General features: G+C 58.7%; 22 protein-coding genes and 3 tRNA genes. 3 read left to right on the top strand and 22 right to left on the bottom strand.

The features are described from left to right. Nucleotides 1-124: 124 nt before the first annotated feature. The 3 genes from ampE to IHQ43_RS04230 form a co-directional block, all read right to left on the bottom strand. Entirely contained in the window at nucleotides 125-958 is an 834-nt protein-coding gene (ampE, locus tag IHQ43_RS04240) for a regulatory signaling modulator protein AmpE (RefSeq protein WP_192563483.1), read from the bottom strand. Next, nucleotides 955-1,515: a 1,6-anhydro-N-acetylmuramyl-L-alanine amidase AmpD gene (gene ampD / locus IHQ43_RS04235; protein ID WP_011332414.1), complete on the bottom strand. Its 561-nt coding sequence runs from the start codon at nucleotides 1,513-1,515 to the stop codon at nucleotides 955-957. Before ampD ends, ampE begins: the two co-directional genes overlap by 4 nt. A 64-nt stretch (nucleotides 1,516-1,579) precedes the next feature. Next, nucleotides 1,580-3,769: a DUF1631 domain-containing protein gene (locus IHQ43_RS04230; protein ID WP_192563482.1), complete on the bottom strand. Its 2,190-nt coding sequence runs from the start codon at nucleotides 3,767-3,769 to the stop codon at nucleotides 1,580-1,582. Nucleotides 3,770-4,024: 255 nt separating this feature from the next. Here IHQ43_RS04230 and nadC point away from each other — a divergent pair, with 255 nt between their 5' ends. Further along, complete coding sequence (gene nadC / locus IHQ43_RS04225; RefSeq protein WP_007953729.1) at nucleotides 4,025-4,873, top strand: carboxylating nicotinate-nucleotide diphosphorylase; 849 nt, start codon at nucleotides 4,025-4,027, stop codon at nucleotides 4,871-4,873. 50 nt (nucleotides 4,874-4,923) lie between these two features. On the opposite strand, the gene IHQ43_RS04220 is transcribed toward nadC, so the two are convergent. Continuing rightward, nucleotides 4,924-5,223 carry a DUF6388 family protein gene (locus IHQ43_RS04220; protein WP_192563481.1) on the bottom strand — a complete coding sequence of 100 codons (300 nt, stop codon included), beginning with the start codon at nucleotides 5,221-5,223 and terminating at the stop codon, nucleotides 4,924-4,926. A gap of 276 nt (nucleotides 5,224-5,499) precedes the next feature. Here IHQ43_RS04220 and IHQ43_RS04215 point away from each other — a divergent pair, with 276 nt between their 5' ends. After that, on the top strand, nucleotides 5,500-6,003 hold the full coding sequence (locus IHQ43_RS04215) for a hypothetical protein (protein ID WP_192563480.1): 504 nt from the start codon (nucleotides 5,500-5,502) through the stop codon (nucleotides 6,001-6,003). Between the two features lie 7 nt (nucleotides 6,004-6,010). Here the strand turns inward: IHQ43_RS04215 and IHQ43_RS04210 are convergent. The 16 genes from IHQ43_RS04210 to rlmE form a co-directional block, all read right to left on the bottom strand. Then, nucleotides 6,011-6,086 (bottom strand) — tRNA-Thr (locus tag IHQ43_RS04210). Between the two features lie 129 nt (nucleotides 6,087-6,215). Then, nucleotides 6,216-8,321, bottom strand: coding sequence for a polyribonucleotide nucleotidyltransferase (gene pnp, locus IHQ43_RS04205; RefSeq protein WP_192563479.1), 2,106 nt, complete (start codon nucleotides 8,319-8,321; stop codon nucleotides 6,216-6,218). A gap of 194 nt (nucleotides 8,322-8,515) precedes the next feature. Further along, on the bottom strand, nucleotides 8,516-8,785 hold the full coding sequence (gene rpsO, locus IHQ43_RS04200) for a 30S ribosomal protein S15 (RefSeq protein WP_011332409.1): 270 nt from the start codon (nucleotides 8,783-8,785) through the stop codon (nucleotides 8,516-8,518). A 141-nt stretch (nucleotides 8,786-8,926) separates the two neighbouring features. Next, complete coding sequence (truB, locus tag IHQ43_RS04195; protein WP_192563478.1) at nucleotides 8,927-9,844, bottom strand: tRNA pseudouridine(55) synthase TruB; 918 nt, start codon at nucleotides 9,842-9,844, stop codon at nucleotides 8,927-8,929. A gap of 4 nt (nucleotides 9,845-9,848) precedes the next feature. Continuing rightward, complete coding sequence (gene rbfA / locus IHQ43_RS04190; RefSeq protein WP_007953741.1) at nucleotides 9,849-10,250, bottom strand: 30S ribosome-binding factor RbfA; 402 nt, start codon at nucleotides 10,248-10,250, stop codon at nucleotides 9,849-9,851. Between the two features lie 159 nt (nucleotides 10,251-10,409). Then, nucleotides 10,410-12,926, bottom strand: coding sequence for a translation initiation factor IF-2 (gene infB, locus IHQ43_RS04185; protein ID WP_007953742.1), 2,517 nt, complete (start codon nucleotides 12,924-12,926; stop codon nucleotides 10,410-10,412). 27 nt (nucleotides 12,927-12,953) lie between these two features. Further along, entirely contained in the window at nucleotides 12,954-14,435 is a 1,482-nt protein-coding gene (gene nusA, locus IHQ43_RS04180; RefSeq protein ID WP_003221546.1) for a transcription termination factor NusA, read from the bottom strand. A 47-nt stretch (nucleotides 14,436-14,482) separates the two neighbouring features. After that, nucleotides 14,483-14,941 carry a ribosome maturation factor RimP gene (gene rimP / locus IHQ43_RS04175; RefSeq protein WP_039769696.1) on the bottom strand — a complete coding sequence of 153 codons (459 nt, stop codon included), beginning with the start codon at nucleotides 14,939-14,941 and terminating at the stop codon, nucleotides 14,483-14,485. Between the two features lie 138 nt (nucleotides 14,942-15,079). Further along, nucleotides 15,080-15,156, bottom strand: a tRNA-Met gene (locus IHQ43_RS04170). A 97-nt stretch (nucleotides 15,157-15,253) separates the two neighbouring features. Further along, a tRNA-Leu gene (locus IHQ43_RS04165) sits at nucleotides 15,254-15,339 on the bottom strand. A gap of 22 nt (nucleotides 15,340-15,361) precedes the next feature. Further along, on the bottom strand, nucleotides 15,362-15,745 hold the full coding sequence (secG, locus tag IHQ43_RS04160; protein ID WP_011332406.1) for a preprotein translocase subunit SecG: 384 nt from the start codon (nucleotides 15,743-15,745) through the stop codon (nucleotides 15,362-15,364). 4 nt (nucleotides 15,746-15,749) lie between these two features. Next, nucleotides 15,750-16,505 carry a triose-phosphate isomerase gene (gene tpiA, locus IHQ43_RS04155; protein WP_007953744.1) on the bottom strand — a complete coding sequence of 252 codons (756 nt, stop codon included), beginning with the start codon at nucleotides 16,503-16,505 and terminating at the stop codon, nucleotides 15,750-15,752. Nucleotides 16,506-16,570: 65 nt separating this feature from the next. Beyond that, nucleotides 16,571-17,908, bottom strand: coding sequence for a phosphoglucosamine mutase (gene glmM, locus IHQ43_RS04150; RefSeq protein ID WP_192563477.1), 1,338 nt, complete (start codon nucleotides 17,906-17,908; stop codon nucleotides 16,571-16,573). Nucleotides 17,909-17,924: 16 nt separating this feature from the next. Further along, entirely contained in the window at nucleotides 17,925-18,776 is an 852-nt protein-coding gene (folP, locus tag IHQ43_RS04145; protein WP_192563476.1) for a dihydropteroate synthase, read from the bottom strand. A gap of 8 nt (nucleotides 18,777-18,784) precedes the next feature. Next, on the bottom strand, nucleotides 18,785-20,692 hold the full coding sequence (gene ftsH, locus IHQ43_RS04140) for an ATP-dependent zinc metalloprotease FtsH (RefSeq protein ID WP_011332403.1): 1,908 nt from the start codon (nucleotides 20,690-20,692) through the stop codon (nucleotides 18,785-18,787). 202 nt (nucleotides 20,693-20,894) lie between these two features. Then, nucleotides 20,895-21,524, bottom strand: a complete 630-nt coding sequence (gene rlmE / locus IHQ43_RS04135) for a 23S rRNA (uridine(2552)-2'-O)-methyltransferase RlmE (RefSeq protein ID WP_192563475.1) — start codon at nucleotides 21,522-21,524, stop codon at nucleotides 20,895-20,897. Between the two features lie 101 nt (nucleotides 21,525-21,625). On the opposite strand from rlmE, the gene IHQ43_RS04130 reads away from it, so the two are divergent. Next, nucleotides 21,626-21,934: a YhbY family RNA-binding protein gene (locus tag IHQ43_RS04130; protein WP_011332401.1), complete on the top strand. Its 309-nt coding sequence runs from the start codon at nucleotides 21,626-21,628 to the stop codon at nucleotides 21,932-21,934. Between the two features lie 9 nt (nucleotides 21,935-21,943). Here the strand turns inward: IHQ43_RS04130 and IHQ43_RS04125 are convergent, their stop codons facing one another. Together IHQ43_RS04125 and greA are read right to left on the bottom strand one after the other, a co-directional pair. Beyond that, the gene (locus tag IHQ43_RS04125; protein WP_192563474.1) at nucleotides 21,944-22,348 is read right to left on the bottom strand and encodes an MFS transporter; all 405 of its coding nucleotides are present in this window, start codon (nucleotides 22,346-22,348) and stop codon (nucleotides 21,944-21,946) included. 28 nt (nucleotides 22,349-22,376) lie between these two features. Beyond that, nucleotides 22,377-22,853: a transcription elongation factor GreA gene (greA, locus tag IHQ43_RS04120; RefSeq protein ID WP_192564950.1), complete on the bottom strand. Its 477-nt coding sequence runs from the start codon at nucleotides 22,851-22,853 to the stop codon at nucleotides 22,377-22,379. Between the last annotated feature and the right edge of the window lie 2 nt (nucleotides 22,854-22,855).

Here is a 22,855-nt window from a genome sequence, read left to right as displayed (position 1 = left end):
TGGCAGGCGCGGGGCGACAGCAGATAGCCACTATCGGGCGCCATCTCTGTATAGCTCAAATCGAGGGGAGGTTTTGTAACTTAAGGTTAACGAGGGGGATTGCCCCCCTCGTCACGCGAACGACCTACGCCAGCACCGTCCACAAGGCAAAGCCGGCATACCAAAGCACCGCCGCCCGCAGCAGCAGTTCCCACAGGCAGTCGAGGGTATTGATGCCTTCAGGACCAACGGCGGCCGGCGGAATTTCCCCGGCAGCCAGCCCGACCTTGTTGATCAGTTGCGCAGCGCTGATGTTCCAGTTCAGCAGTTCGTGCAGCATCACCCGGCTGACCGCGACGAAATTGCCGACCAGGGCAAGACTCGCCGCCAGCAGGCGCACCGGCACCCAGTCGAAGGCGTGACGCAGTTGCCCGGCCCGTTCGGCCACCGCCGGGTTCTGGGCGTTTTCTTCCGCCAGCGCCAGCAAGCGATAGCTCAGCGCCGCGACCGGCCCGAGCAGGAAATACCAGAAAATCACCGCAAAGAAGCTCTGGTAGGCCTGCCACAACAGATGCCGTTGCACTTGCTCCAGCAATTGTTCGCCGCTTTCGGCGCAAATGTTCAGATCACGCTTGGCCACGTGCGCGGCGGCCTGCAGATCCTCACGGCGCCAGGCGTCGCGAAACGGCCCGAGTCCGCCAAGCAGATCGCCCCGTCCCAGGCTGTAAATCACCACCAGCAGGTGCACTGGCAACGCCAGCAAACCGTAGGCCACCGGATCCAGCACCACCAGCAGTAATCCCAGCAGCGCCACCGGCAACAGCACCAGGACGGTCAGCACCAGCCACGGCTGTTTGGCCAGCCCGCCGGTTTCAAGCTTGTGCAGTTCGCGGATCCATCCGCCATCGCGTTGAACCCGTTGGCGCAGGGCCGAGAACTTCTCGATCCAGACCGCCAGCAGTAACACCAGAAAACTCATTGTCCTTCCTCTTGTGCCAGGGCGGCGCGGTAGCGTGCCCAGTCGAATGCGGGTCCGGGGTCGGTCTTGCGTCCGGGGGCGATGTCGCTGTGCCCGCAGATGCGCTCGACGGTGATCGCCGGGAACGCCGCCTGTATCTGCCGGGTCAGCACGGTCAACGCCTGATACTGTGCATCGGTGAACGGCAGATCATCGGTGCCTTCCAGCTCGATGCCCACCGAAAAATCGTTACAGGTTTCCCGTCCTTCGAACACCGAAACGCCGGCATGCCAGGCACGCTCAAGACAGGAGACAAACTGGGTGACCTTGCCGTCACGTTCGATCAGAAAATGCGCGGACACGCGCAGGTCGGCGATCCCGGCAAAGTAGGGATGTTCCGTGACATCCAGACGATTCTGGAAAAATTCCTGGACCTTGCCGGTGGCGAACTGCGCCGGCGGCAGGCTGATGTTGTGGATGACCAACAGGGAGACTTCGCCCGCCGGGCGTTCATTGAAGTTGGGCGAAGGGCAGACCTGCACCCCGTGACACCACCCGCTTGCGGGATCCAACTGCATACCGATTCCTTCAACGCCGACTGTGTTGGCGACCAGTATGCCGTGATCGGCCCCCGGCGCGCGATCACTTGCCGCGATTGAGCCGCCGCAGATTGCCGAGCACCGACTCCAGTGCCCGGTCGAACAGCAAGGTATCATCCAGCGCCCGCACCGCGCCGCGACGAAACGCCAGGGCCAGTTCAGTGCGGTCGCGCTCCAGCACTTTCATCCCGGTGCGGTCGACAAACACGTACTTGCCGGTGGCTTCGATGATCGCCGCCAGTTTGCAGCGCAGGGTGTGCTCCTCGTCTTCCTCGAACGCCACCCAACTGCCCAGGCGTAACTGATCGACCTGACGCAGGCCTGCGTCGTCGGCCGGCAAACGCGCCGGCGTGCGAGGTTGAAGGCCGTCTTCGGCCATCTGCAAGACAATCGCCTGCGACACTTCGATCATTTCCGGCAACGCGACCTGATCCGGTTCACTGGACGCTTCGAGCAGGCGTACATGCAGCCCTTCCAGTTCACTGAAAAAGCCGCTGGTCGCAAACGGATCGAAGGCCGAACTGCTCAGGCCATCGCGCAGTGACTTGAGCAACCCCGGCACCAGCGCCAGCAGACGCAGGCCGGCTTCAGCATCCTCGTGACGCTGCACGCTCCAGATCAATTGTTCCATGGTCTGCACGTCGGCCTGCCATTCGGCAGACTGATCGCCGTGCTTGAGGCAGGTCAGCAGCAACACTTTGCTCCAGGCCTCCTGCACGAACGTCACCACCGACGGTGGCAGGACTTTGCCCAGCAACGCCTGATTCAGCGCCTGCTCCACCCGTTGGCGCGCCAGTTCGGTTTTCGCCCGGCCCTCTTCGGCATCGCGCAAACGCTGTTCAAGCAATTCGCTGCGACGGCGCTCGTCACTGGTGAACGCGAGGAAGTCCGCCAGCAACTCGGAAAAAATCGCCGGGTCATCGACGAAATCCGTCAGCAGGCGCTGCACCACTTGCTCGATGCGCAGGTACAGGCTGTCGCGTGCATTAACGTCGCACTCGCCCCAGCCCATGGCCGCCTCGGCAATTTCGTTGAGCAGGCGACGCGCCGGATGGCTGCTGCGGCTGAAGAAGCTTTTGTCGATGACCGCGACCTTCAACATCGGGATCTGCAAACGTGCAATCAGTGCCTTGAGCGAATCTGGCAGGTTGCGATCATCAAGAATGCAGTCGAAGACCATCGCCACCAGATTGATCACGTCCTCGTCAGCCCCGCCGACGATTCTTGATTTACCGCTGCGCACGCTGACGCGGGTAAGCAACTGCTCAAGCTGATGGCGCAGATCGAAGTCGTCCTGCACCGCCAGCGCCGGTACGTATTGCTGCAAGTGCGAGAGCAGGCGCAGCAGGTCGCGGGTGGAAATCGGTTGGGCGGGAGCGCTGGGCTCAAGGGTTGGCGCAACGGTGCCACGCACGTGCAGCAACAACTCCTGCAACGCGGCGAAGACCTCCTGCACGCCTGCATCCGTCTGGGGTTTATCGACACCCTCGAATTCGCTCTGCACGCTGGCCACGGCCTGATCGATGGCGCGACGGGCCGGCGCCGGCTTGAGCTCGGGCAACACGCCCGTAGCAATCAGCAGTTGGTTGGCTTCGGCATAGAGTTGATCGGTATCGGCCAGGACATAACGTTCGAACAATTTGAGCAGGATCAGTTTGACCTTGATCTCCACTCCCAGATTGCGTCCGGCCTGCAGGAAGTACTCGCAGAGCATCGCCGGGCCCAGCGGGTTGTATTGATCGTCCAGGGTCTTGCCCAACAGCGCGTTGAATCGCGCGGTCAGTTGATCGAGGGCAAATCCGTCGCGATTCAGCACGCGGCCGACCATGGTTTCGACCGCGACGCTGCGCTCCATGTCGTCGGTGCGCGCGGTCGTGTCCTCGTATTGCAAGGCGTGAGACAGGACAGCGGGAACGGGATCGAATTGAGTGAGGCCGACAAAGGCTTCGAAGAACTGCTCGAGAAAACCGCGCTCGATGTTCTTGCGCTTGAGGCGCAGGTCGCGCATGGCTTCGAAAAAGATGTTCTGTTCGACGTCGTTACGCGCCCGGTCGGCCATTTCAAACAGGGTGTCGTCGGCGTTATCGAACAGCTCCTGCAAACCATTGCGCAGGCGCTGGGCAGCCTTGTCGCGAACCTGAAGCAGAATCACAGGCAGGCGGGCGAGCGGCGAGTGAGTCGCCTGATCGGTAGTGGCCTTGTGCAAAGGCACTACATTCCCGTCGTTGTGCATCCAAGCCTCCTGAAACGGTGATTTGCCGACGTCAAAGTCATGGCGTCAAATGCAAGGCGGATTATCTTGCAAAAGGTGTCCCCGGCGCCAGAGCCGTCAGGGTTTCCCCTATGCGCCGACACCTTCCAGTGACCACGACAGAAACGGGTTTGCTCAAAGAAAATCGACCGGATGCAGCGCTGCGTGGCTGTTCTCGCCTTGGGTTGGCCGTCGCCATGCCCCTATAATCGGGCCACTTAGTTTGTGGAGCCCGTTATGCCGAATCTACGTCTCGCCGATTTGACCGCCGAAATCGAAGCCAACGTGCGCCGTGCGTTGCTCGAAGACATCGGCAGCGGCGACATCACCGCGCAACTGATCCCGGCCGAACGCCTGGCCAAAGCCACCATCATTACTCGCGACGCCGCCGTCATCAGTGGCACGGCCTGGGTTGACGCGGTGTTCCGTCAGCTCGATCCTCGGGTGGCGGTGCATTGGCAGGTGCGCGATGGCGAACGGGTATCGCCGAATCAGCCGCTGTTTCATCTGGAAGGTCCTGCCCGTTCGCTGCTGACCGGTGAGCGCAGCGCACTGAACTTCCTGCAATTGCTGTCCGGCGTGGCGACCCGCGCGCAGTACCTGGCGGACTTCGTCGCCGAGACTTCGGTGAAACTGCTCGACACCCGCAAGACCCTGCCGGGCCTGCGTCTGGCGCAGAAATACGCGGTCACCTGCGGTGGCTGCCATAACCACCGCATCGGTCTGTACGACGCGTTCCTGATCAAGGAAAACCACATCGCCGCCAGCGGTGGCATCCCCCAGGCCATTGCCGCCGCGCACAAGATTGCGCCTGGCAAACCGGTGGAAATCGAAGTGGAAAGCCTGGAGGAACTGAAAGAAGCGCTGGCCGCCGGTGCCGACATCATCATGCTCGACGAACTGAGCCTCGATGACATGCGCGAAGCCGTGCGCCTGAACGGCGGCAAGGCAAAACTGGAAGCCAGTGGCGGCATCAACGAAAGCACGCTGTTGCCAATCGCACAGACCGGTGTGGACTACATCTCGATCGGCGCGATGACCAAGGATGTGAAGGCTGTGGACCTGTCGATGCGCCTGAGCATCTGAGGCCATCGAGCAATAAAAAACGCCAGCCCTTTCGAGGCTGGCGTTTTTTTTCAGACCACCAGATTGTTCATCTCGCAGTATTCATCCCACTCGACGCCCAACACCTCGGCCGCTTCCTTGTGCAGCTCGAGGCGCCTGGCCTCGAACTCCTCAGGCGTGCTGGTGTACTTGAGTGTCAATTCCCAAGGTTGCAGGCCCTGGGCTTCGGCTTCGTCTTCGAACGCCCACTGGATCTGGTCCTTCTGATCATCGGGACTCAGGTCCTTGATCTCGTCCATCAGCTCTGGCGCATCAAGCTTGTACTTTTCCAGTGCTTGTTCGTGGCGTTGTTCTTGAGTCAGTTCAGTCATGGCGTTCTCGCTGATCGTAAGAATGGAAGATGGATGTGGATCATCAAGGATCTCTCTGACACGGATTGTCCGGCCTTCGGAACCATTCGGGATCATCTGAAAACTGCTGGGCGATGCTCATGCAGACAACGAATATAGGACGTTTGGCGAGCGAATAACACGGGACTTTACATCTCTCCCACAAAAAGTTGACCTGCGGAACATAATCCGGATTTCCAAGTCATAGCGATGTGCCATCTCGGCACTCACCTTAGCTGTTCACAAGGAAACCCAGTGATGCGCAGCTTTTCGAAGATTTCTTCTGTTGTGTCCGCCACCGCTTTGACCGCCCTGCTGGGCATGCTGGCCCTGCCGGCCAGCGCAATGGCAGTTGAACTGAGTAACAGCAGCCCGTCCTTTGGCGACCAGATCCCTGCCCTTCATAACGACTACGGCAAAGACGTGGTAGTCAGAAGCGGCATCAGCGTCGATGAGCTGAAAAAGATGCGCGACACTGTCAACGAGCAGTCGCGTCAGATCGAAGAGTTCAAGCGCAGCAGCGGTTCCAGCTCGAGTTCCAGCGGCAGGGAGATCGAAGATCTGAAGAACAAGGTCAAGGAACAGGATCGCCAGCTCGATACGCTCGGCCGTCAGGTCGAAGACCTCAAGCGCAACAGCGGCTCCAGCTCCAGTTCGAGCAACAGCGAAATCTCCAGCCTGAAGCAGAAGCTCAACGATCAGGATCGCGCGATGGATCAGCTCAAGCGCACCGTCGAGGAGTTGAGCCGCAAAGTGAAATAAGGGGAAGTGGTGCCCGAGACAGGAATCGAACCTGCGACCTTCGCGTTACGAGTGCGCTGCTCTACCGGCTGAGCTACACGGGCGGTGGGCTAAACCTAGCACTGGTCTCGAAGGTCGGCAACTTCGCCGAATGACCCGATATTTCACGGACAAAAAAATGCCCCGCCGTTTTCACGGCGGGGCATTTTCATTGTGCTGGAGCTGCGGGGTGATTAAACGCCCGAAGCCTTGGCAGCTGCCACGTCTTTGATGGACAGCTTGATACGGCCGCGGTTGTCCACGTCCAGTACCAGCACTTCCACTTCCTGGCCTTCTTTCAGGATGTCGGTCACTTTCTCTACGCGAGCGTCGCTCAGCATCGAGATGTGAACCAGACCGTCCTTGCCCGGCAGGATGTTGACGAATGCGCCGAAGTCGACGATGCGCTCAACCTTGCCGACGTAGATCTTGCCGATCTCGGCTTCTGCGGTGATACCCAGAACGCGCTGACGTGCTGCTTCAGCCGCTTCCTTGGTTTCGCCGAAGATCTTGATCGAACCGTCGTCTTCGATGTCGATCGAAGCCTTGGTTTCTTCGCAGATCGCACGGATGGTCGCGCCACCTTTACCGATAACGTCACGGATCTTGTCGGTGTCGATCTTCATCGCGATCATGGTCGGAGCGTTGGCCGACAGTTCGGTACGCGACTGGCCGATGATCTGGTTCATCTGGCCGAGGATGTTCAGGCGCGCTTCCAGGGCCTGGCCCAGAGCGATTTCCATGATCTCTTCGGTGATGCCCTTGATCTTGATGTCCATCTGCAGCGCGGTCACACCTTTGGCGGTACCGGCTACTTTGAAGTCCATGTCGCCCAGGTGGTCTTCGTCACCCAGGATGTCGGTCAGGACGGCGAATTTCTCGCCTTCTTTAACCAGACCCATGGCGATACCGGCAACCGGCGCCTTCATCGGAACACCAGCGTCCATGAGGGCCAGGGAAGCGCCGCAAACGGAAGCCATCGAGCTCGAACCGTTGGATTCGGTGATTTCCGATACCACACGGATGGTGTACGGGAACACGTCAGCAGCCGGCAGCATGGCCGAAACCGAGCGACGAGCCAGACGGCCGTGACCGATTTCACGACGACCGGCGCCACCCATGCGACCACACTCGCCCACCGAGAACGGAGGGAAGTTGTAGTGCAGCATGAACGGGTCTTTTTTCTCGCCTTCCAGGGTGTCCAGCAGTTGTGCGTCACGGGCGGTGCCCAGCGTCGCAACTACCAGAGCCTGGGTTTCGCCACGGGTGAACAGGGCCGAACCGTGAGTCTTCGGCAGAACGCCGACTTCGATGTTCAGTGGACGTACGGTGCGAGTGTCGCGACCGTCGATACGTGGCTTGCCATTAACGATGTTTTCGCGAACGGTGCGGTATTCGATTTCGCCGAAAGCAGCTTTTACGTCAGAAGCCGAAGGCTGGCCTTCTTCGCCGGACAGCTTGGCAACAACCTGATCCTTCAGCTCACCCAGGCGAGCGTAACGGTCGGCCTTGATGGTGATGGTGTAGGCCTGGGAGATCGCTTCGCCGAACTCGGAACGGATAGCGGCCAGCAACTCGGTGGCTTCTGGAGCAGGCGCCCAGGTCCAGGTTGGCTTGGCAGCTTCGGCAGCCAGTTCTTTAACGGCGTTGATCACAACCTGGAACTCGTCGTGAGCAAACAGTACCGCGCCCAGCATCTGGTCTTCGGTCAGCTCTTTGGCTTCCGATTCAACCATCAGCACGGCGTCCGAAGTACCGGCCACGACCATGTCCAGGCTCGAAGCAGCTTGCTGCTCGTAGGTCGGGTTCAGCAGGTAGCCGGTGCTTTCGTGGAAAGCCACACGAGCGGCGCCGATCGGGCCATCGAACGGAATGCCGGAGATCGCCAGGGCAGCCGAGGTACCGATCATCGCAGCGATGTCCGGATCGGTCTTCTTGCTGGTCGAAACGACGGTGCAGACAACCTGCACTTCGTTCATGAAACCTTCAGGGAACAGCGGACGGATCGGACGGTCGATCAGTCGGGAAGTCAGGGTTTCTTTTTCGGAAGGACGGCCTTCACGCTTGAAGAAACCGCCAGGGATCTTACCGGCAGCGTAAGTCTTTTCCTGGTAGTGAACGGACAGAGGGAAGAAGCCCTTGCCCGGATCGGCTTGCTTGGCACCGACTACGGTCACCAATACGCTGACGTCGTCGTCAACGGTGACCAATACTGCGCCGGAGGCCTGACGGGCGATACGGCCAGTCTCGAGGGTAACGGTCGACTGACCGAACTGGAATTTTTTGATTACCGGGTTCACGGTGTCCTACCTTCTTTGTGGCTCTTGGGGGAACTGGTTTCTTGCGAAATTCTTGGGCAATGCCGGGAATCGGCCCGACGCCTGTCCAGGGTAAAACGTGTATCCAGATAAAACTTGAGGCTGGGAGCCTGCCAGGCGCCGGCGGAAACCCGCTGACGTCTGACAGACAACCAACCTCAAAGCGCAATCGCTGATTAGCGACGCAGACCCAGGCGAGCGATCAGAGCGCTGTAACGGCTCACGTCCTTGCCTTTCAGGTAGTCCAGCAGCTTGCGACGCTGGTTTACCATGCGGATCAGACCACGACGGGAGTGGTGGTCTTTACCGTTGGCCTTGAAGTGACCTTGCAGTTTGTTGATGTTGGCGGTCAGCAGTGCAACTTGCACTTCTGGCGAACCAGTGTCACCAACAGCTTGCTGGTAGTCGGCAACGATTTGAGCTTTTTCTTGAACGTCGAGAGCCATGAGGCAATCCTTTTATCAGGAAACTGTTTCAAAAACAGTTTCAACAGGCCAGGGACAAATCCCTGTATCTATAAAGGAGTAGTGACCGTGCCTGTTGACAGCCACACTCGCCGGCCTGCTGTTACACAGACCGGTTTCCGGTCATTCTGACCGAATCAGTCGACGCGGCGCGATACGCCCGTCTTCGCTCACTTCACCGATACCGATGAAGCGACCGTTGTGATCCTGTACCCGCACCATGCCGAACTTCGGAGCATCCGGGGCACGTACCGGCTGGCCGTTGAGCCAGTAGAACGCGCTCGCTTCCGAGAACTGCAGCAACGGCCAATCCTGCAGGCCGCTGTCCGATGGCATCAGGAAGCGGTCGACCGCTTCGTTGCCGCCTTCGGCATGTACCGCTTCCAGCTCTTCGAGGGTCACGGTCTGCGCCAGGGTGAAAGGCCCGGCCTGGGTACGACGCAATTCAGCGACGTACGCACCACAACCGAGTTGCTCACCGATATCCTCCACCAGGGTGCGAATATAGGTGCCCTTGCTGCAGTCCACCGCAAGACGCGCAGTATCGCCTTCGAAGGCCAGCAATTCCAAGCGCGCAATAGTAACAGAACGCGGTTCACGCTCCACTACTTCGCCTGCACGGGCCAACTTGTACAGCGGCTGGCCATCACGCTTGAGAGCGGAGTACATCGGCGGTATCTGACTGATTTGCCCGCGAAATTTCGGCAGAATCGCTTCAATGTCGGCCTGACCAACGGTCACCGGACGCTCCTGCAAAACCTCACCTTCGGCGTCCGCCGTGGTGGTGGTCTTGCCCAGTTGCGCCAAGGTTTCATAACCCTTGTCGGAATCGAGCAGGTACTGCGAGAACTTGGTCGCCTCGCCAAAGCACAGCGGCAGAACGCCGGTGGCCAGTGGGTCGAGACTGCCGGTGTGACCGGCCTTCTCGGCGTTGAGCAACCAGCGAACCTTCTGCAACGCGGCGTTGGAGGTGAACCCCAGCGGCTTGTCGAGCAGGATGATGCCGCTGACGTTACGACGGATACGTTTGACCTGAGCCACCGAGTTACTCCTTGGTGTCTTCGGGTTCTGCCGCAGCCACGTGCTGATTGTCCTCAGCCACGGCACGCTCGATCAGGGCCGACAAGTGCGCACCACGCACGACGCTTTCGTCGTAGTGGAAGTGCAATTGCGGCACGCTGCGCAGCTTCATTTCACGGGCCAGCTGCATGCGCAGGAAACCGGCGGCAGCGTTGAGCACCTTGATGCTTTGCGCGATGTCTTCGGCGTTGTCCTGCCCCATCACGGTGATGAAGATCTTCGCGTGACCGACGTCACGGCTGACTTCAACAGCGGTAATGGTGACCAGGCCGACGCGCGGGTCTTTGACTTCACGACGGATCAGTTGGGCCAGCTCACGCTGCATCTGATCGCCGATACGTTGGGTACGGCTGTATTCTTTTGCCATGATTTGTTACCTGTTACTGCCCCGCGGTGAAACCCGCAAGGTCTGAAAGCGGCAAACGCCCGGCCTGACAAAAGCCAGACCGGGCGTTGCGTTTAGAGTCCTGACGCCGTGCCGCGCACTTGCATGCGACGGCCCGACGTGGCCCTTGAAGTGCGCGAGTCAGAGGCTGCGAGCAACCTGAACCTTCTCGAAGACTTCGATCTTGTCGCCGACTTTGACGTCGTTGTAGCTCTTCACGCCGATACCGCATTCCATGCCGGCACGTACTTCGGAAGCGTCATCCTTGAAGCGGCGCAGGGATTCCAGCTCGCCTTCGAAGATCACGATGTCTTCACGCAGTACACGGATCGGACGGTTACGGTGAACAGTACCCTCGATCACCATGCAGCCAGCGATGGCGCCGAACTTAGGCGAACGGAACACGTCACGGACTTCGGCCACACCGAGGATGTTCTCGCGAACGTCGCTGCCAAGCATACCGGTCAGGGCTTTCTTGACGTCTTCGATGATGTCGTAGATCACGTTGTAGTAACGCATGTCCAGACCTTCCTGCTCGACGATCTTCCGTGCGCCGGCATCGGCACGCACGTTGAAGCCGAACAGTACAGCGTTGGAAGCCAGTGCCAGGTTGGCATCGGATTCGGTAATACCACCGACGCCGCCACCGACCACGCGCACTTGCACTTCGTCGTTGCCCAGGCCATTCAGAGCGCCCTGCAAGGCTTCCAGCGAACCACGGACGTCGGATTTGAGGACGATGTTGAGCGTCTTCTTCTCTTCCTGACCCATGCTTTCGAAGATGTTTTCCAGCTTGCCGGCGTGAGCGCGAGCCAGTTTGACTTCGCGGAACTTGCCTTGACGGAACAGAGCCACTTCACGGGCTTTCTTCTCGTCGGCAACCACGCTCATCTCGTCGCCAGCGTCAGGCGTACCGTCCAGGCCGAGGATCTCGACCGGAATGGCCGGGCCCGCTTCCTTGATCGGCTTGCCGTTCTCGTCGAGCATGGCGCGCACGCGGCCATAGTTCGAGCCGACCAGCACCATGTCACCTTGACGCAGCGTACCGTCCTGAACCAGAACAGTCGCCACCGGGCCACGGCCCTTGTCGAGACGCGATTCAACCACGACACCACGGCCAGGCGCCGATGGAGTGGCGGTCAGTTCGAGAACTTCAGCCTGCAGCAATACAGCTTCAAGCAGTTCGTCAACGCCGGTACCCATCTTCGCGGAAACCGGAACGAATGGAGTGTCGCCACCCCAGTCTTCAGAAGTCACGCCGTGGGCCGACAGTTCGCTACGGATGCGATCGAGATCTGCACCCGGCTTGTCGATCTTGTTCACCGCAACCACCAGCGGAACGCCAGCAGCGACAGCGTGCTGAACGGCTTCGATGGTTTGTGGCATCACGCCGTCGTCCGCCGCAACCACCAGGATCACGATGTCGGTCGCCTTGGCACCACGGGCACGCATGGCGGTAAACGCGGCGTGACCCGGGGTGTCGAGGAAGGTGACCATGCCGCGTTCGGTTTCAACGTGGTATGCACCGATGTGCTGGGTGATACCGCCGGCTTCGCCAGCAGCTACCTTGGCACGACGGATGTAGTCGAGCAGCGAGGTCTTACCGTGGTCGACGTGACCCATTACGGTCACAACCGGCGCACGAGGAACCGCTTCACCTTCAAACTTCAGGGACTCGGCCAGGGAGTCTTCCAGGGCGGTGTCGCTGACCAGGGTCACTTTGTGGCCCAGTTCTTCGGCGACCAGTTGGGCAGTTTCCTGATCCAGTACCTGGTTGATGGTGGCCGGGGTGCCCAGCTTGAACATGAACTTGATGATTTCGGCAGCCTTCACCGACATCTGCTGGGCGAGATCGCCAACAGTGATGGTTTCGCCGATCTTCACTTCACGCACCACAGGGCCGGTCGGGCTCTGGAAACCGTGGGCGTTGCGCTTCTTCAGCTTGGCCTTGCCGCGACCGCCGCGACGGAAGCCATCGCTTTCTTCGTCGGTAGTGCGTGGCGCCACACGTGGAGCCGGTGCCTTTTCCTTGACCGATGCGCGATGCGGAGCGTTTTTGCGCTCGCCATCACCACCGCCACGACGGTTGTTGTCGTCGGCACGTGGTTTGTCCGGACGGCGCTGTTCGTCACGCTTGCGAGTGTCGGCAGCTGGCGCAGCAGCAACAACCGGCGCGGCTTCGCGCACAGGTTCGGCCACTGGCGCAGGAGCAGCGACGGCTTCGGCAGGAGCGGACGGCGCAGCAGGCTGGCGACGCGCTTCTTCTTCGGCGCGAACGCGGGCTTCTTCTTCAGCCTTCTGACGGGCAGCATTTTCTACTGCGCGACGTTCATCCAGTTCACGCTTGCGCTCGGCTTCGATTTCTTCCGGGCTACGCTGTACGAAAACTTTCTTCTTGCGGACTTCAACGCTGATGCTTTTGCTGCCAGCCACACGCAGGGTGCTGGTGGTTTTACGCTGCAGCGTGATCTTGCGTGGTTCTTCCACTTTCGCCTTGTGGCTGCTTTTCAAGTGGGTCAGCAGGGATTGCTTCTCACTGTCAGTCACATTTTCTTCGGCGGCGGTGTGCGGCAGACCTGCCTCACGCATCTGCTGCAACAGGCGCTCTACCGGTGTTTTGACCTCATCGGCCAGTTGTTTCACCGTGACTTGCGTCATGCACTTCTCTCCTCAGGCCGCGCCTAATTACTCGAACCAGTGGGCTCGGGCGGCCATGATCAACTTGCCGGCACGATCATCGTCAATGCCGTCGATGTCGAGCAGGTCGTCAATAGACTGCTCGGCCAGGTCTTCGCGGGTAATTACGCCGCGCACCGCCAGTTCCATCGCCAAATCCTTGTCCATACCCTCAAGCGAGAGCAGGTCTTCGGCCGGATGGGCGTCTGCCAGCTTTTCCTCAGTAGCGATGGCTTTGGTCAACAAACGATCCTTGGCACGAGCGCGAAGCTCGTTGACGATGTCTTCGTCAAAGCCGTCGATGTTGAGCATTTCTTCCAACGGTACGTAGGCAATCTCTTCCAGGCTGGTGAAGCCTTCGTCTACCAGAACCTGAGCCAGCTCTTCGTCGACTTCCAGCTCGTCGATGAAGTTGCGCAGGATGTCGCCGGTTTCCGCTTGTTGCTTAGCCTGGATGTCCGATTCGGTCATCACGTTCAGGGTCCAGCCAGTCAGCTGGCTCGCCAGACGCACGTTCTGACCACCACGACCGATGGCCTGAGCCAGATTGTCTGCGCCAACGGCGATGTCCATGGCATGGGCATCTTCGTCAACGATGATGGCCGCCACTTCTGCCGGCGACATGGCATTGATCACGAACTGAGCCGGATTGTCGTCCCACAGGACGATGTCGACACGCTCGCCACCCAACTCGCCCGACACGGCCTGGACGCGCGAACCGCGCATACCGATGCACGCGCCTTGCGGGTCGATGCGTTTGTCCTTGGAGCGGACAGCGATCTTGGCACGCGAACCCGGATCACGGGATGCGGCCATGACTTCGATCAGGCCTTCAGCGATTTCCGGCACTTCGATACGGAACAGCTCGATCAGCATTTCCGGCGCGGTACGCGACAGGATCAGCTGAGGGCCGCGATTCTCGGTGCGGATTTCCTTGAGCAGCGCACGCAGACGCACGCCAACACGGAAGGTTTCGCGAGAGATGATGTCTTCACGGGCCAGCAACGCTTCAGCGTTATTACCCAGGTCGACGATCACGTTGTCACGGGTCACTTTCTTCACGGTGCCGGAGATGATTTCTCCCAGGCGCTCGCGATAAGCGTCAACCACTTGAGCGCGCTCGGCTTCGCGCACTTTCTGCACGATGACCTGCTTGGCAGTCTGCGCAGCGATGCGGCCGAACTCGATGGACTCGATCTTTTCTTCAACGACGTCGCCAACCTTGGCGCCAGGGTGCGTTTCAGCAACCTTGCTCGGCCAGGTTTCGATGGCCGGATCATCGAGATCATTCTCTTCGACGACCGTCCAGCGACGGAAAGTTTCGTAAGAACCGGTGTGGCGGTTGATTTCCACACGCAGATCAACTTCGTCTTCAAAACGCTTTTTGGTAGCAGTGGCCAGAGCCAGCTCCAGCGCTTCAAAAATTACGCTTGCCGGTACACCCTTTTCATTGGATACCGACTCAACAACCAGCAGTACTTCTTTGCTCATCGTACGCCTCGCCTTTCGCAAGCCATTGGATCCGCGGGATCCGCGTCTCAGTCAAAACTGGGAATAATGTTGGCCTTGTCGATCATATCGATCGGCAACAGGAACTCATGGTCATCTACCTGCACCACGACGTCCTGCTCTTCTACACCGCGCAGAAGGCCCTGAAAGTTGCGTCGACCTTCAAAAGGCGAGCGCAGCTTGATCTTCACTTGTTCACCGACATATTTGGCAAACTGCTCAAGAGTGAACAGTGGGCGTTCCATGCCTGGCGAGGAAACTTCAAGGGTGTATTCAACGGAGATCGGATCTTCAACATCCAGCACACCGCTGATCTGACGGCTGACGATGGCACAATCGTCCACCAGTACGCCGCCTTCCTTATCGATATAAACGCGCAACATTGAGTGGCGACCTTGAGCCGAAAACTCAATACCCCAGCATTCATAGCCTAGGGCCACGACCACCGGGGCCAGCAAGGCCTGCAACTCTTCTAGCTTGCTCGACACCTGAACCCCCTCGTGCATGTATGTGCATGCTATGCAAAATAAAAAAATGGGCGAAACGCCCATCCTTGAAACGCCGTCGAACAGCGGCGTTGAAAGTGTCCAGCTAACAAAAAGCCCCTTAAAAGGGGCTCCTTAAACTGGTTGCGGGGGCCGGATTTGAACCGACGACCTTCGGGTTATGAGCCCGACGAGCTACCAGACTGCTCCACCCCGCGACAAAGCTGGGGCGGAAGTATACGACCGATCCCTTATAGGGTCAATGTAACCTTCCACCTGCAAGAAAGCCCGCAACAGCGGGCTCTCCTGACTAATTGGTACCGAGAAGGGGACTCGAACCCCTACACCCTATGGGCACAACCACCTCAAGGTTGCGTGTCTACCAATTCCACCACCTCGGCAATACTACGTTTGAAACCCTTCTTACTTCTGCTCTTGAGCTGGAGGTACGTCAGTCGCTGGAGTAGCCGACTTTTGCTCTTGAAGCACCGGGACATCATCAGAAGCCGGTTGTTGCTTTGGAACTTCCAACACTGCCGGATTTGGCAAACCTGCTTGAGTCAGCTGATGAGCCTTCTCTTTAGCAAAGTATCCTAACCCCAAGCTGGTTATGAAGAAACCGGCGGCAAGTATAGCAGTAAACTTACTAAGAAAGGTAGAGGAACCTTGGCTTCCGAACACAGTATTTGAAGCACCTGCTCCGAAAGACGCGCCAGCGTCCGCACCTTTACCCTGCTGCAGCAAAACCAGAGCAACTACGCCCAATGCACCCAGCAGATGAAAAACGACTACGACTGTTTCCAGCATTTTTTCAGTTTCCCGCGGCGCGACAAATCGCACCGAACTCATCTGCATTCAGGGAAGCTCCACCAATGAGCCCCCCATCGATATCCGGCATGCCGAACAGTTCGACCGCATTGGCCGCCTTCACGCTGCCGCCGTATAGAAGCCGCACACCTCGTGCCACTTCAGAATTCTCTGCCGCCAACTGCTCGCGAATGGCCTTATGCACATCCTGAGCCTGCTGCGGCGTTGCAGTCAGCCCGGTGCCAATCGCCCAGACCGGCTCGTAAGCGATCACTGCGTTGGCAAAAGCACCGACACCCAGCTCCTCGATGATGCTGCCCAGCTGACGCCCGACAACCTCAAGAGTCTTTCCGGCTTCACGCTGCTCCAGGGTTTCCCCTACGCACAACACCGGAATCAAGCCACATGCCTGTGCCGCTGCGAACTTGCGATTCAGCATTCCGTCTCGCTCACCCATGATCTGGCGGCGTTCGGAGTGCCCGACAAGCACCAGGGAACAACCTGCATCCACCAACTGACTCGGCGCAATCTCGCCCGTCAACGCACCCTGCATGGATTCCACCGCAGAGTTCTGCGCACCGACCGAAATCGACTTACCTTTCAAGCCATCAATCACTTGATTGATATACAAGCAAGGCGGGAATACCGCGACATCAACACCGCTTGGCAAGGCCAGATGACGAAGGCCGTTGATCAGCTCAGCGACGCTGGCGCGGGTACCGTGCATCTTCCAGTTACCAGCTACCATAGGGCGACGCATGCTGTACCTCGTCGGTCAAAGTGGGCGCAGATGTTACCCAACACAATCATGGCTGGCAAGCCGAATCAGGCAGAAACTTCAGTTACCAGTTTTGCCAGTTCTTCGGCATAGCCACGAACCTGGGTTTCGTCCTCGCCTTCGACCATCACACGCACCAGAGGCTCTGTCCCGGACTTGCGCAAAAGCACACGACCACGACCCGCCATCGCCTGGGTTACGCGCGCACTCGCTTCCTTGACAGCCGGGTGTTCCAGCGGGCTTTCGCCCCCACCGAAACGCACGTTGATCAGCACCTGCGGACACTTGCGCAACGCCTGGCGAGTTTGAGCAAGCCCCTCGTTACGCGTCTTCAGCGCCATCAGCACCTGCAAAGCCGCGATGATCGCATCACCCGTGGTGGTGTGATTGAAGCACACGACATGCCCCGAATTTTCCCCCCCCACCAGCCAGTTACGCTCCAGCAGTTCGGCGATCACATAGCGGTCACCGACATTGGCACGCACGAAAGGAATACCCAGATCTGCGAGCGCGAGCTCAAGCCCGAGGTTACTCATCAAGGTACCGACCACACCGCCCTGCAACTTGCCGCGCCCATGCAGATCGCGCGCAATGATGTACAGCAGCTCGTCACCATCGACAATCGCACCAGTGTGATCGACCATCAGCACCCGATCACCATCGCCATCGAAAGCGATACCCAGATCCGCATGCTCGGACAACACCGCCGCCTGCAATTGCCCCATGTGCGTGGAGCCACAGTTGTCATTGATGTTCAGGCCGTTAGGCTGAGCCGACAAAACAACGACCTCGGCGCCCAGCTCACGGAAAACACTCGGAGCAACCTTATAGGTGGCACCGTGTGCGCAGTCGATGACAATCTTCAAGCCCGAGAAACTGGTGCCGGTCGGCACAGAGCTCTTGCAGAACTCGATATAGCGACCGGACGCGTCATTGATTCGCGACACCTTGCCGATCTTGCTCGACTCGACAACGGTCATTGGCGTATCGAGCAATTCTTCGATCATCAGCTCCAGCTCATCAGGCAGCTTGGTGCCCTTACCGGAGAAAAACTTGATGCCGTTATCGTCATGCGGATTGTGCGATGCGCTGATCACGATCCCGGCCTCAGCCTGGAACGTACGCGACAGATAGGCGATGGCCGGAGTCGGCATCGGGCCGAGCAGCATCACATCAGCACCCGCGGATGTCAGGCCGGCCTCAAGTGCCGATTCGAACATGTAGCCGGAAATCCGCGTGTCCTTGCCGACCAGCACCTTGCAGGCGCCCATCTTGCGAAAGGCCATACCGGCAGCCCAGCCGAGCTTGAGCATGAAGTCAGGAGTAATCGGGTATTCCCCGACACGACCACGAATGCCGTCAGTACCAAAGTATTTCTTGCTCATAAGTGCTCCATCATTCTTATTCGGCTGATTCCACGGCCGCGAGCATTCGCACCACGTCCACCGTTTCCGCCACATCATGGACGCGCAATATACGCGCACCTTTCACCGACGCCAGTGCAGCCAGTGCCAAACCACCGTATAGACGCTCGCCCACCGGGCGATTCAAAGCATGGCCGATCATGCTTTTGCGCGAAACACCCACCAACAGTGGCCGCCCCAGCGCATGCAGGGCTTCCATATGCTTGAACAAGCTTAGATTGTGCTGCAGGGTTTTGGCGAAGCCGAAGCCCGGATCGAGAATGACCCGCTCGGCTGGAATGCCTGCCACCTCACATTGAGCCATGCGTTCGGCAAGAAACTCACCCACTTCCCGGGTGACATCCTGATAACGCGGGTCATCCTGCATATCTCCAGGCTCGCCGAGCATATGCATGAGACACACAGGCAAACCGGTGGCAGCAGCAGCATCCAGCGCGCCATCCCGCCGCAGCGAACGAACATCATTGATCAAGCCAGCACCCAGCCGCGCCGTTTCGCGCATGACCGCCGGGGTGGAGGTATCGACCGATATGACTACATCCAGTTCGCGGTTGATCAGCTCGACGATGGGAGCGACACGCTCCAGCTCCTCCAAAGGAGAAACCGCCCGCGCGCCTGGCCGGGTCGACTCCCCACCCACATCGATCAGTGTCGCACCCGCCGCAACCATGGCTTCGGCATGACGCAAGGCCGCATCGCGCTGGCTGTATCGGCCACCGTCGGAAAAGGAATCGGGAGTGACATTGAGAATGCCCATGACATGCGTCCGGGCCAAATCAAGAACCCGGTTGCCGCAAGGCAACCGGGTCAGGGACTGTACAGAAGTCATTTCAAACCTTAAACGTCGGCAGCCGGACCGCCAATCGGTGTTTCCGGACGCTCGCCCTGAATGACAGGAGGCGTACCAGTACCGGTGCCACCCGACCAGTCGCGAGGCTCGCGAGGTGTACGACCGGCCATAATGTCGTCAATCTGTTCGGCGTCAATCGTCTCGTACTTCATCAAGGCATCCGCCATGGCATCGAGCTTGTCGCGATTGTCCGTAAGGATCTGCTTGGCCGTGCCGTAGCACTGATCAATGATGCTGCGCACTTCGGAGTCGATCAGCTTGGCTGTCTCACCGGAGAAGCTTGCATTCTGACCGCCACCGCCGCGACCGAGGAATACTTCACCCTCTTCTTCGGCGTACATCAACGGACCGAGTTTTTCCGACAGGCCCCACTTGGTCACCATGTTTCGCGCAATCTGACTCGCACGCATGATGTCGTTGGAGGCACCAGTGGTCACACCGTCAAAGCCCAACGTCATTTCTTCAGCAATACGACCGCCGTACAGCGAGCAGATCTGACTGATCAGCGCACGCTTGGACAGGCTGTAACGATCTTCTTCCGGCAGGAACATGGTCACACCCAGCGCACGACCGCGCGGGATGATCGACACCTTGTAGACCGGATCATGCTCGGGCACGACGCGACCAACGATAGCGTGGCCTGCTTCGTGATAAGCGGTGTTCTGCTTTTCCTTCTCGGACATGACCATGGATTTGCGCTCGGCGCCCATCATGATCTTGTCTTTGGCCAGTTCGAATTCTTTCATTTCGACGATGCGCTTGCCGGCACGGGCAGCGAACAGCGAAGCCTCGTTGACCAGGTTCGCCAGATCGGCACCGGAGAAGCCCGGAGTACCACGTGCGATAACGGCCGGAGCAACGTCGTCACCCATTGGCACTTTACGCATGTGAACCTTGAGGATCTGCTCGCGACCACGGATGTCCGGCAGACCCACCACCACCTGACGGTCGAAACGGCCAGGACGCAGCAACGCAGGGTCCAGCACGTCAGGACGGTTGGTCGCGGCGATGACGATGATGCCGTCATTCATTTCGAAACCATCCATCTCGACCAGCAACTGGTTGAGAGTCTGTTCGCGCTCGTCGTGACCGCCGCCCATGCCGGCACCACGATGGCGACCAACGGCGTCGATCTCGTCGATGAAGATAATGCACGGAGCGTGTTTCTTGGCCTGCTCGAACATGTCACGAACACGGCTGGCACCGACACCGACAAACATTTCAACGAAGTCGGAACCGGAAATGGTGAAGAACGGCACCTTGGCTTCGCCGGCAATTGCCTTGGCCAGCAAGGTTTTACCGGTACCCGGAGGACCAACCATCAGCACGCCGCGAGGAATGCGGCCACCCAGGCGCTGGAATTTGCCCGGATCACGGAGGAATTCGACCAGTTCGCCCACTTCTTCCTTGGCTTCGTCGCAACCGGCAACGTCAGCCAGGGTGGTTTTCACCTGATCTTCGGACAGCAGACGCGCCTTGCTCTTGCCAAAGCTCATCGGCCCGCCCTTGCCGCCCGCACCGCCCTGCATCTGGCGCATGAAGAACATGAACACCGCGATGATCACCAGGATCGGGAAGCTGGCTACCAGAAGCTGGGTCCAGATGCTTTGCTGCTCAGGCTGCTTGCCCTCGACCACAACGTGGTTGTCGACCAGATCGCCGATCAGGCCATTGTCCTGGATTGCCGGACGAATGGTCTTGAAGCTGTCGCCATCGTTGCGTTTGCCGGTAATCACGTAGCCGTCGACGGCCACGCGCTCGACCTTGCCATCCTTGACCTGCTGGATGAAGTCGGAATAGTTGAGGGTCTGCGGCTCGTTAGGGCTGGAGAAGTTGTTCATCACCGTCACCAGGACAGCCGCGATGATCAACCACAGGATCAGATTCTTTGCCATATCGTTCAATTAACTACCCTCTGAAGCAAGCTCCGCTACTGGCGCGCGCTTCGCATGATATTCACCGGCCTAACTTACTACATTACCTACAGCTCTGGCAGGCGCCGTCTGTAACCCTTTGTGAAACACTTTCTACACAATATTCGCTTATGCACGCGGGGCGAAATACGAAAAACCTATCACCCCGCCAAAAAACCTCGTTTTACTCGCTACGACCGCGATAGCCCCAAGCCAGCATGTATTGCTCGCGAGAGCTGCCACGAGAGGAGTCCGGCTTCATCATCTGGATCTTGTCGAACTTCTTGCGAGCGTCCTTCAAGTAAGTATCGAACCCCTCGCCCTGAAAAATCTTGATCAGGAAATTACCACCCGGCTTGAGTATCCGCTCTGCCAGATCAAGCGCCAACTCGCAAAGGAACATGGCTTTGGGCATGTCCACTTCGGGCGTACCACTCATATTGGGGGCCATATCGGAAATCACAAGGTCCACCTGCGAATTACCTACGGCTTCGAGGATCCGGGCAAGCACTTCGTCCTGAGTGAAGTCACCCTGAATGAAAGTCACGTCCGGAATGCTGTCCATTTCCAGGATGTCCGAAGCGATCAGACGCCCCTGACCACCGATCAACCGACTGGTGACCTGCGACCAGCCGCCGGGCGCCGCGCCGAGGTCGACGACGCTCATGCCCGGGCGGATCAGTTTGTATTTTTCCTGGACTTCCAGAAGCTTGTAACTCGCACGCGAACGGTAACCGTCCTTCTGCGCCTGCTTCACATAGGGGTCATTGACATGTCTTTTCAGCCAACCAAGGCTTGTCTTGGAACGCGCCATTGGGCACCTCGTTGATTAGGGTCGTGATTAATTGGGCGGATCCACGAGCCCTCGGGTAAAATGGCCGCCATTTTACAGAATCCAGACGAAAGGGTCAGATTATGCCGCTCACTCCAGAGCAGAAGAAACAGTACAAATCCATTGGCCACCACCTGAAACCAGTTCTGACTGTGGCTGACAACGGTTTGACTGAGGGTGTTTTAGCCGAACTCGAACGCGCATTGGCAGATCACGAGCTGATCAAGATCAAGCTCAACATCCTTGATCGCGAGGCGCGTCTGGCGTCCGTTGCAGAGCTGTGCAAGGTCGGCAAGGCCGATCTGGTTCAAGTCATCGGCAAAATGGCACTGATTTACCGCAAGAACTTCAGCGTCAACAAGCAGCTGTCGAACGTCCATCGCTTCAAGTGATGGCAAGGGTCAAGGGTGTGCTTCGCGCACCCTGCCACTCCATCCCGGCACCGGCTGCAACACCAGCACCAACCCGGAAAAACCCAACACAAGAAAGCTGAACACCTGCCAGCGCTGCGCACCCGGCCAGCCGACACGCACTGCGACAGACATCGCACACGCATACAACGCCATCAGCAACACTTGCCCGCGAAAATCCCGCCATAGACTGGCAAGGCCCTCGGCCTGTACCAGCACCAAAGCCTGAAATATCACGCATGCGACGGCAAACCCCACCATCGCCACTTCAAACGTACCTGCAACTTCATCGATCAGCAGCGGTGCCAGGCCGATTTGACCCAGCACCGGCCGCAGACCGAGATGCACCAGCCACAGGCCTCCGACCCACAACATCTGGGTCAGTTGCCAGAGCATCGCGCCCGCATGCAGCGGGCGCCCACTCTCAGATGTGACGGACTTCGACAATCTCGTACTCGATAACGCCACCAGGCGTTTTCACCGCGACCACATCACCTTCTTCCTTGCCGATCAAAGCACGGGCGAGAGGCGAACCGACCGAAATCTTGCCGAGTTTGAAGTCAGCTTCATCCTCGCCCACGATGTGGTAGGTGACGCTTTCATCAGTCTCGACGTTGGCGATTTCAACGGTGGTGCCGAAAATCACTTTGCCTGTGTGAGGAATGGTCGTGACATCAATCACGACCTGATTCTGGATCCGGCCTTCGATGTCTCGGATCCGCGCCTCGACCATGCCTTGCTGTTCGCGGGCGGCATGGTATTCGGCGTTTTCCTTCAAGTCACCCAACTCGCGGGCCGTACCGATGTCCTGGCTGAGCTTCGGACGAACGACCTTGGTCAGGTGAGCGTGTTCTTCTTCCAGGGCGCGAGCGCCCTGAACAGTCATTGGGTACTTGGTTATGC

Source organism: Pseudomonas gozinkensis (genome assembly GCF_014863585.1).
In the GTDB taxonomy this organism is placed as follows: Bacteria; Pseudomonadota; Gammaproteobacteria; order Pseudomonadales; family Pseudomonadaceae; genus Aquipseudomonas; species Aquipseudomonas gozinkensis.
This window is presented reverse-complemented; position numbering and strand designations above follow the sequence as displayed.

Coding starts and splice junctions, on each gene's coding strand:
- ampE (WP_192563483.1), bottom strand. CDS start 958: ATGAGTTTTCTGGTGTTACTGCTGGCGGTCTGGATCGAGAAGTTCTCG.
- ampD (WP_011332414.1), bottom strand. CDS start 1,515: ATGCAGTTGGATCCCGCAAGCGGGTGGTGTCACGGGGTGCAGGTCTGC.
- IHQ43_RS04230 (WP_192563482.1), bottom strand. CDS start 3,769: ATGCACAACGACGGGAATGTAGTGCCTTTGCACAAGGCCACTACCGAT.
- nadC (WP_007953729.1), top strand. CDS start 4,025: ATGCCGAATCTACGTCTCGCCGATTTGACCGCCGAAATCGAAGCCAAC.
- IHQ43_RS04220 (WP_192563481.1), bottom strand. CDS start 5,223: ATGACTGAACTGACTCAAGAACAACGCCACGAACAAGCACTGGAAAAG.
- IHQ43_RS04215 (WP_192563480.1), top strand. CDS start 5,500: ATGCGCAGCTTTTCGAAGATTTCTTCTGTTGTGTCCGCCACCGCTTTG.
- rpsO (WP_011332409.1), bottom strand. CDS start 8,785: ATGGCTCTCGACGTTCAAGAAAAAGCTCAAATCGTTGCCGACTACCAG.
- rbfA (WP_007953741.1), bottom strand. CDS start 10,250: ATGGCAAAAGAATACAGCCGTACCCAACGTATCGGCGATCAGATGCAG.
- infB (WP_007953742.1), bottom strand. CDS start 12,926: ATGACGCAAGTCACGGTGAAACAACTGGCCGATGAGGTCAAAACACCG.
- nusA (WP_003221546.1), bottom strand. CDS start 14,435: ATGAGCAAAGAAGTACTGCTGGTTGTTGAGTCGGTATCCAATGAAAAG.
- secG (WP_011332406.1), bottom strand. CDS start 15,745: ATGCTGGAAACAGTCGTAGTCGTTTTTCATCTGCTGGGTGCATTGGGC.
- tpiA (WP_007953744.1), bottom strand. CDS start 16,505: ATGCGTCGCCCTATGGTAGCTGGTAACTGGAAGATGCACGGTACCCGC.
- glmM (WP_192563477.1), bottom strand. CDS start 17,908: ATGAGCAAGAAATACTTTGGTACTGACGGCATTCGTGGTCGTGTCGGG.
- folP (WP_192563476.1), bottom strand. CDS start 18,776: ATGACTTCTGTACAGTCCCTGACCCGGTTGCCTTGCGGCAACCGGGTT.
- ftsH (WP_011332403.1), bottom strand. CDS start 20,692: ATGGCAAAGAATCTGATCCTGTGGTTGATCATCGCGGCTGTCCTGGTG.
- rlmE (WP_192563475.1), bottom strand. CDS start 21,524: ATGGCGCGTTCCAAGACAAGCCTTGGTTGGCTGAAAAGACATGTCAAT.
- IHQ43_RS04130 (WP_011332401.1), top strand. CDS start 21,626: ATGCCGCTCACTCCAGAGCAGAAGAAACAGTACAAATCCATTGGCCAC.
- IHQ43_RS04125 (WP_192563474.1), bottom strand. CDS start 22,348: ATGCTCTGGCAACTGACCCAGATGTTGTGGGTCGGAGGCCTGTGGCTG.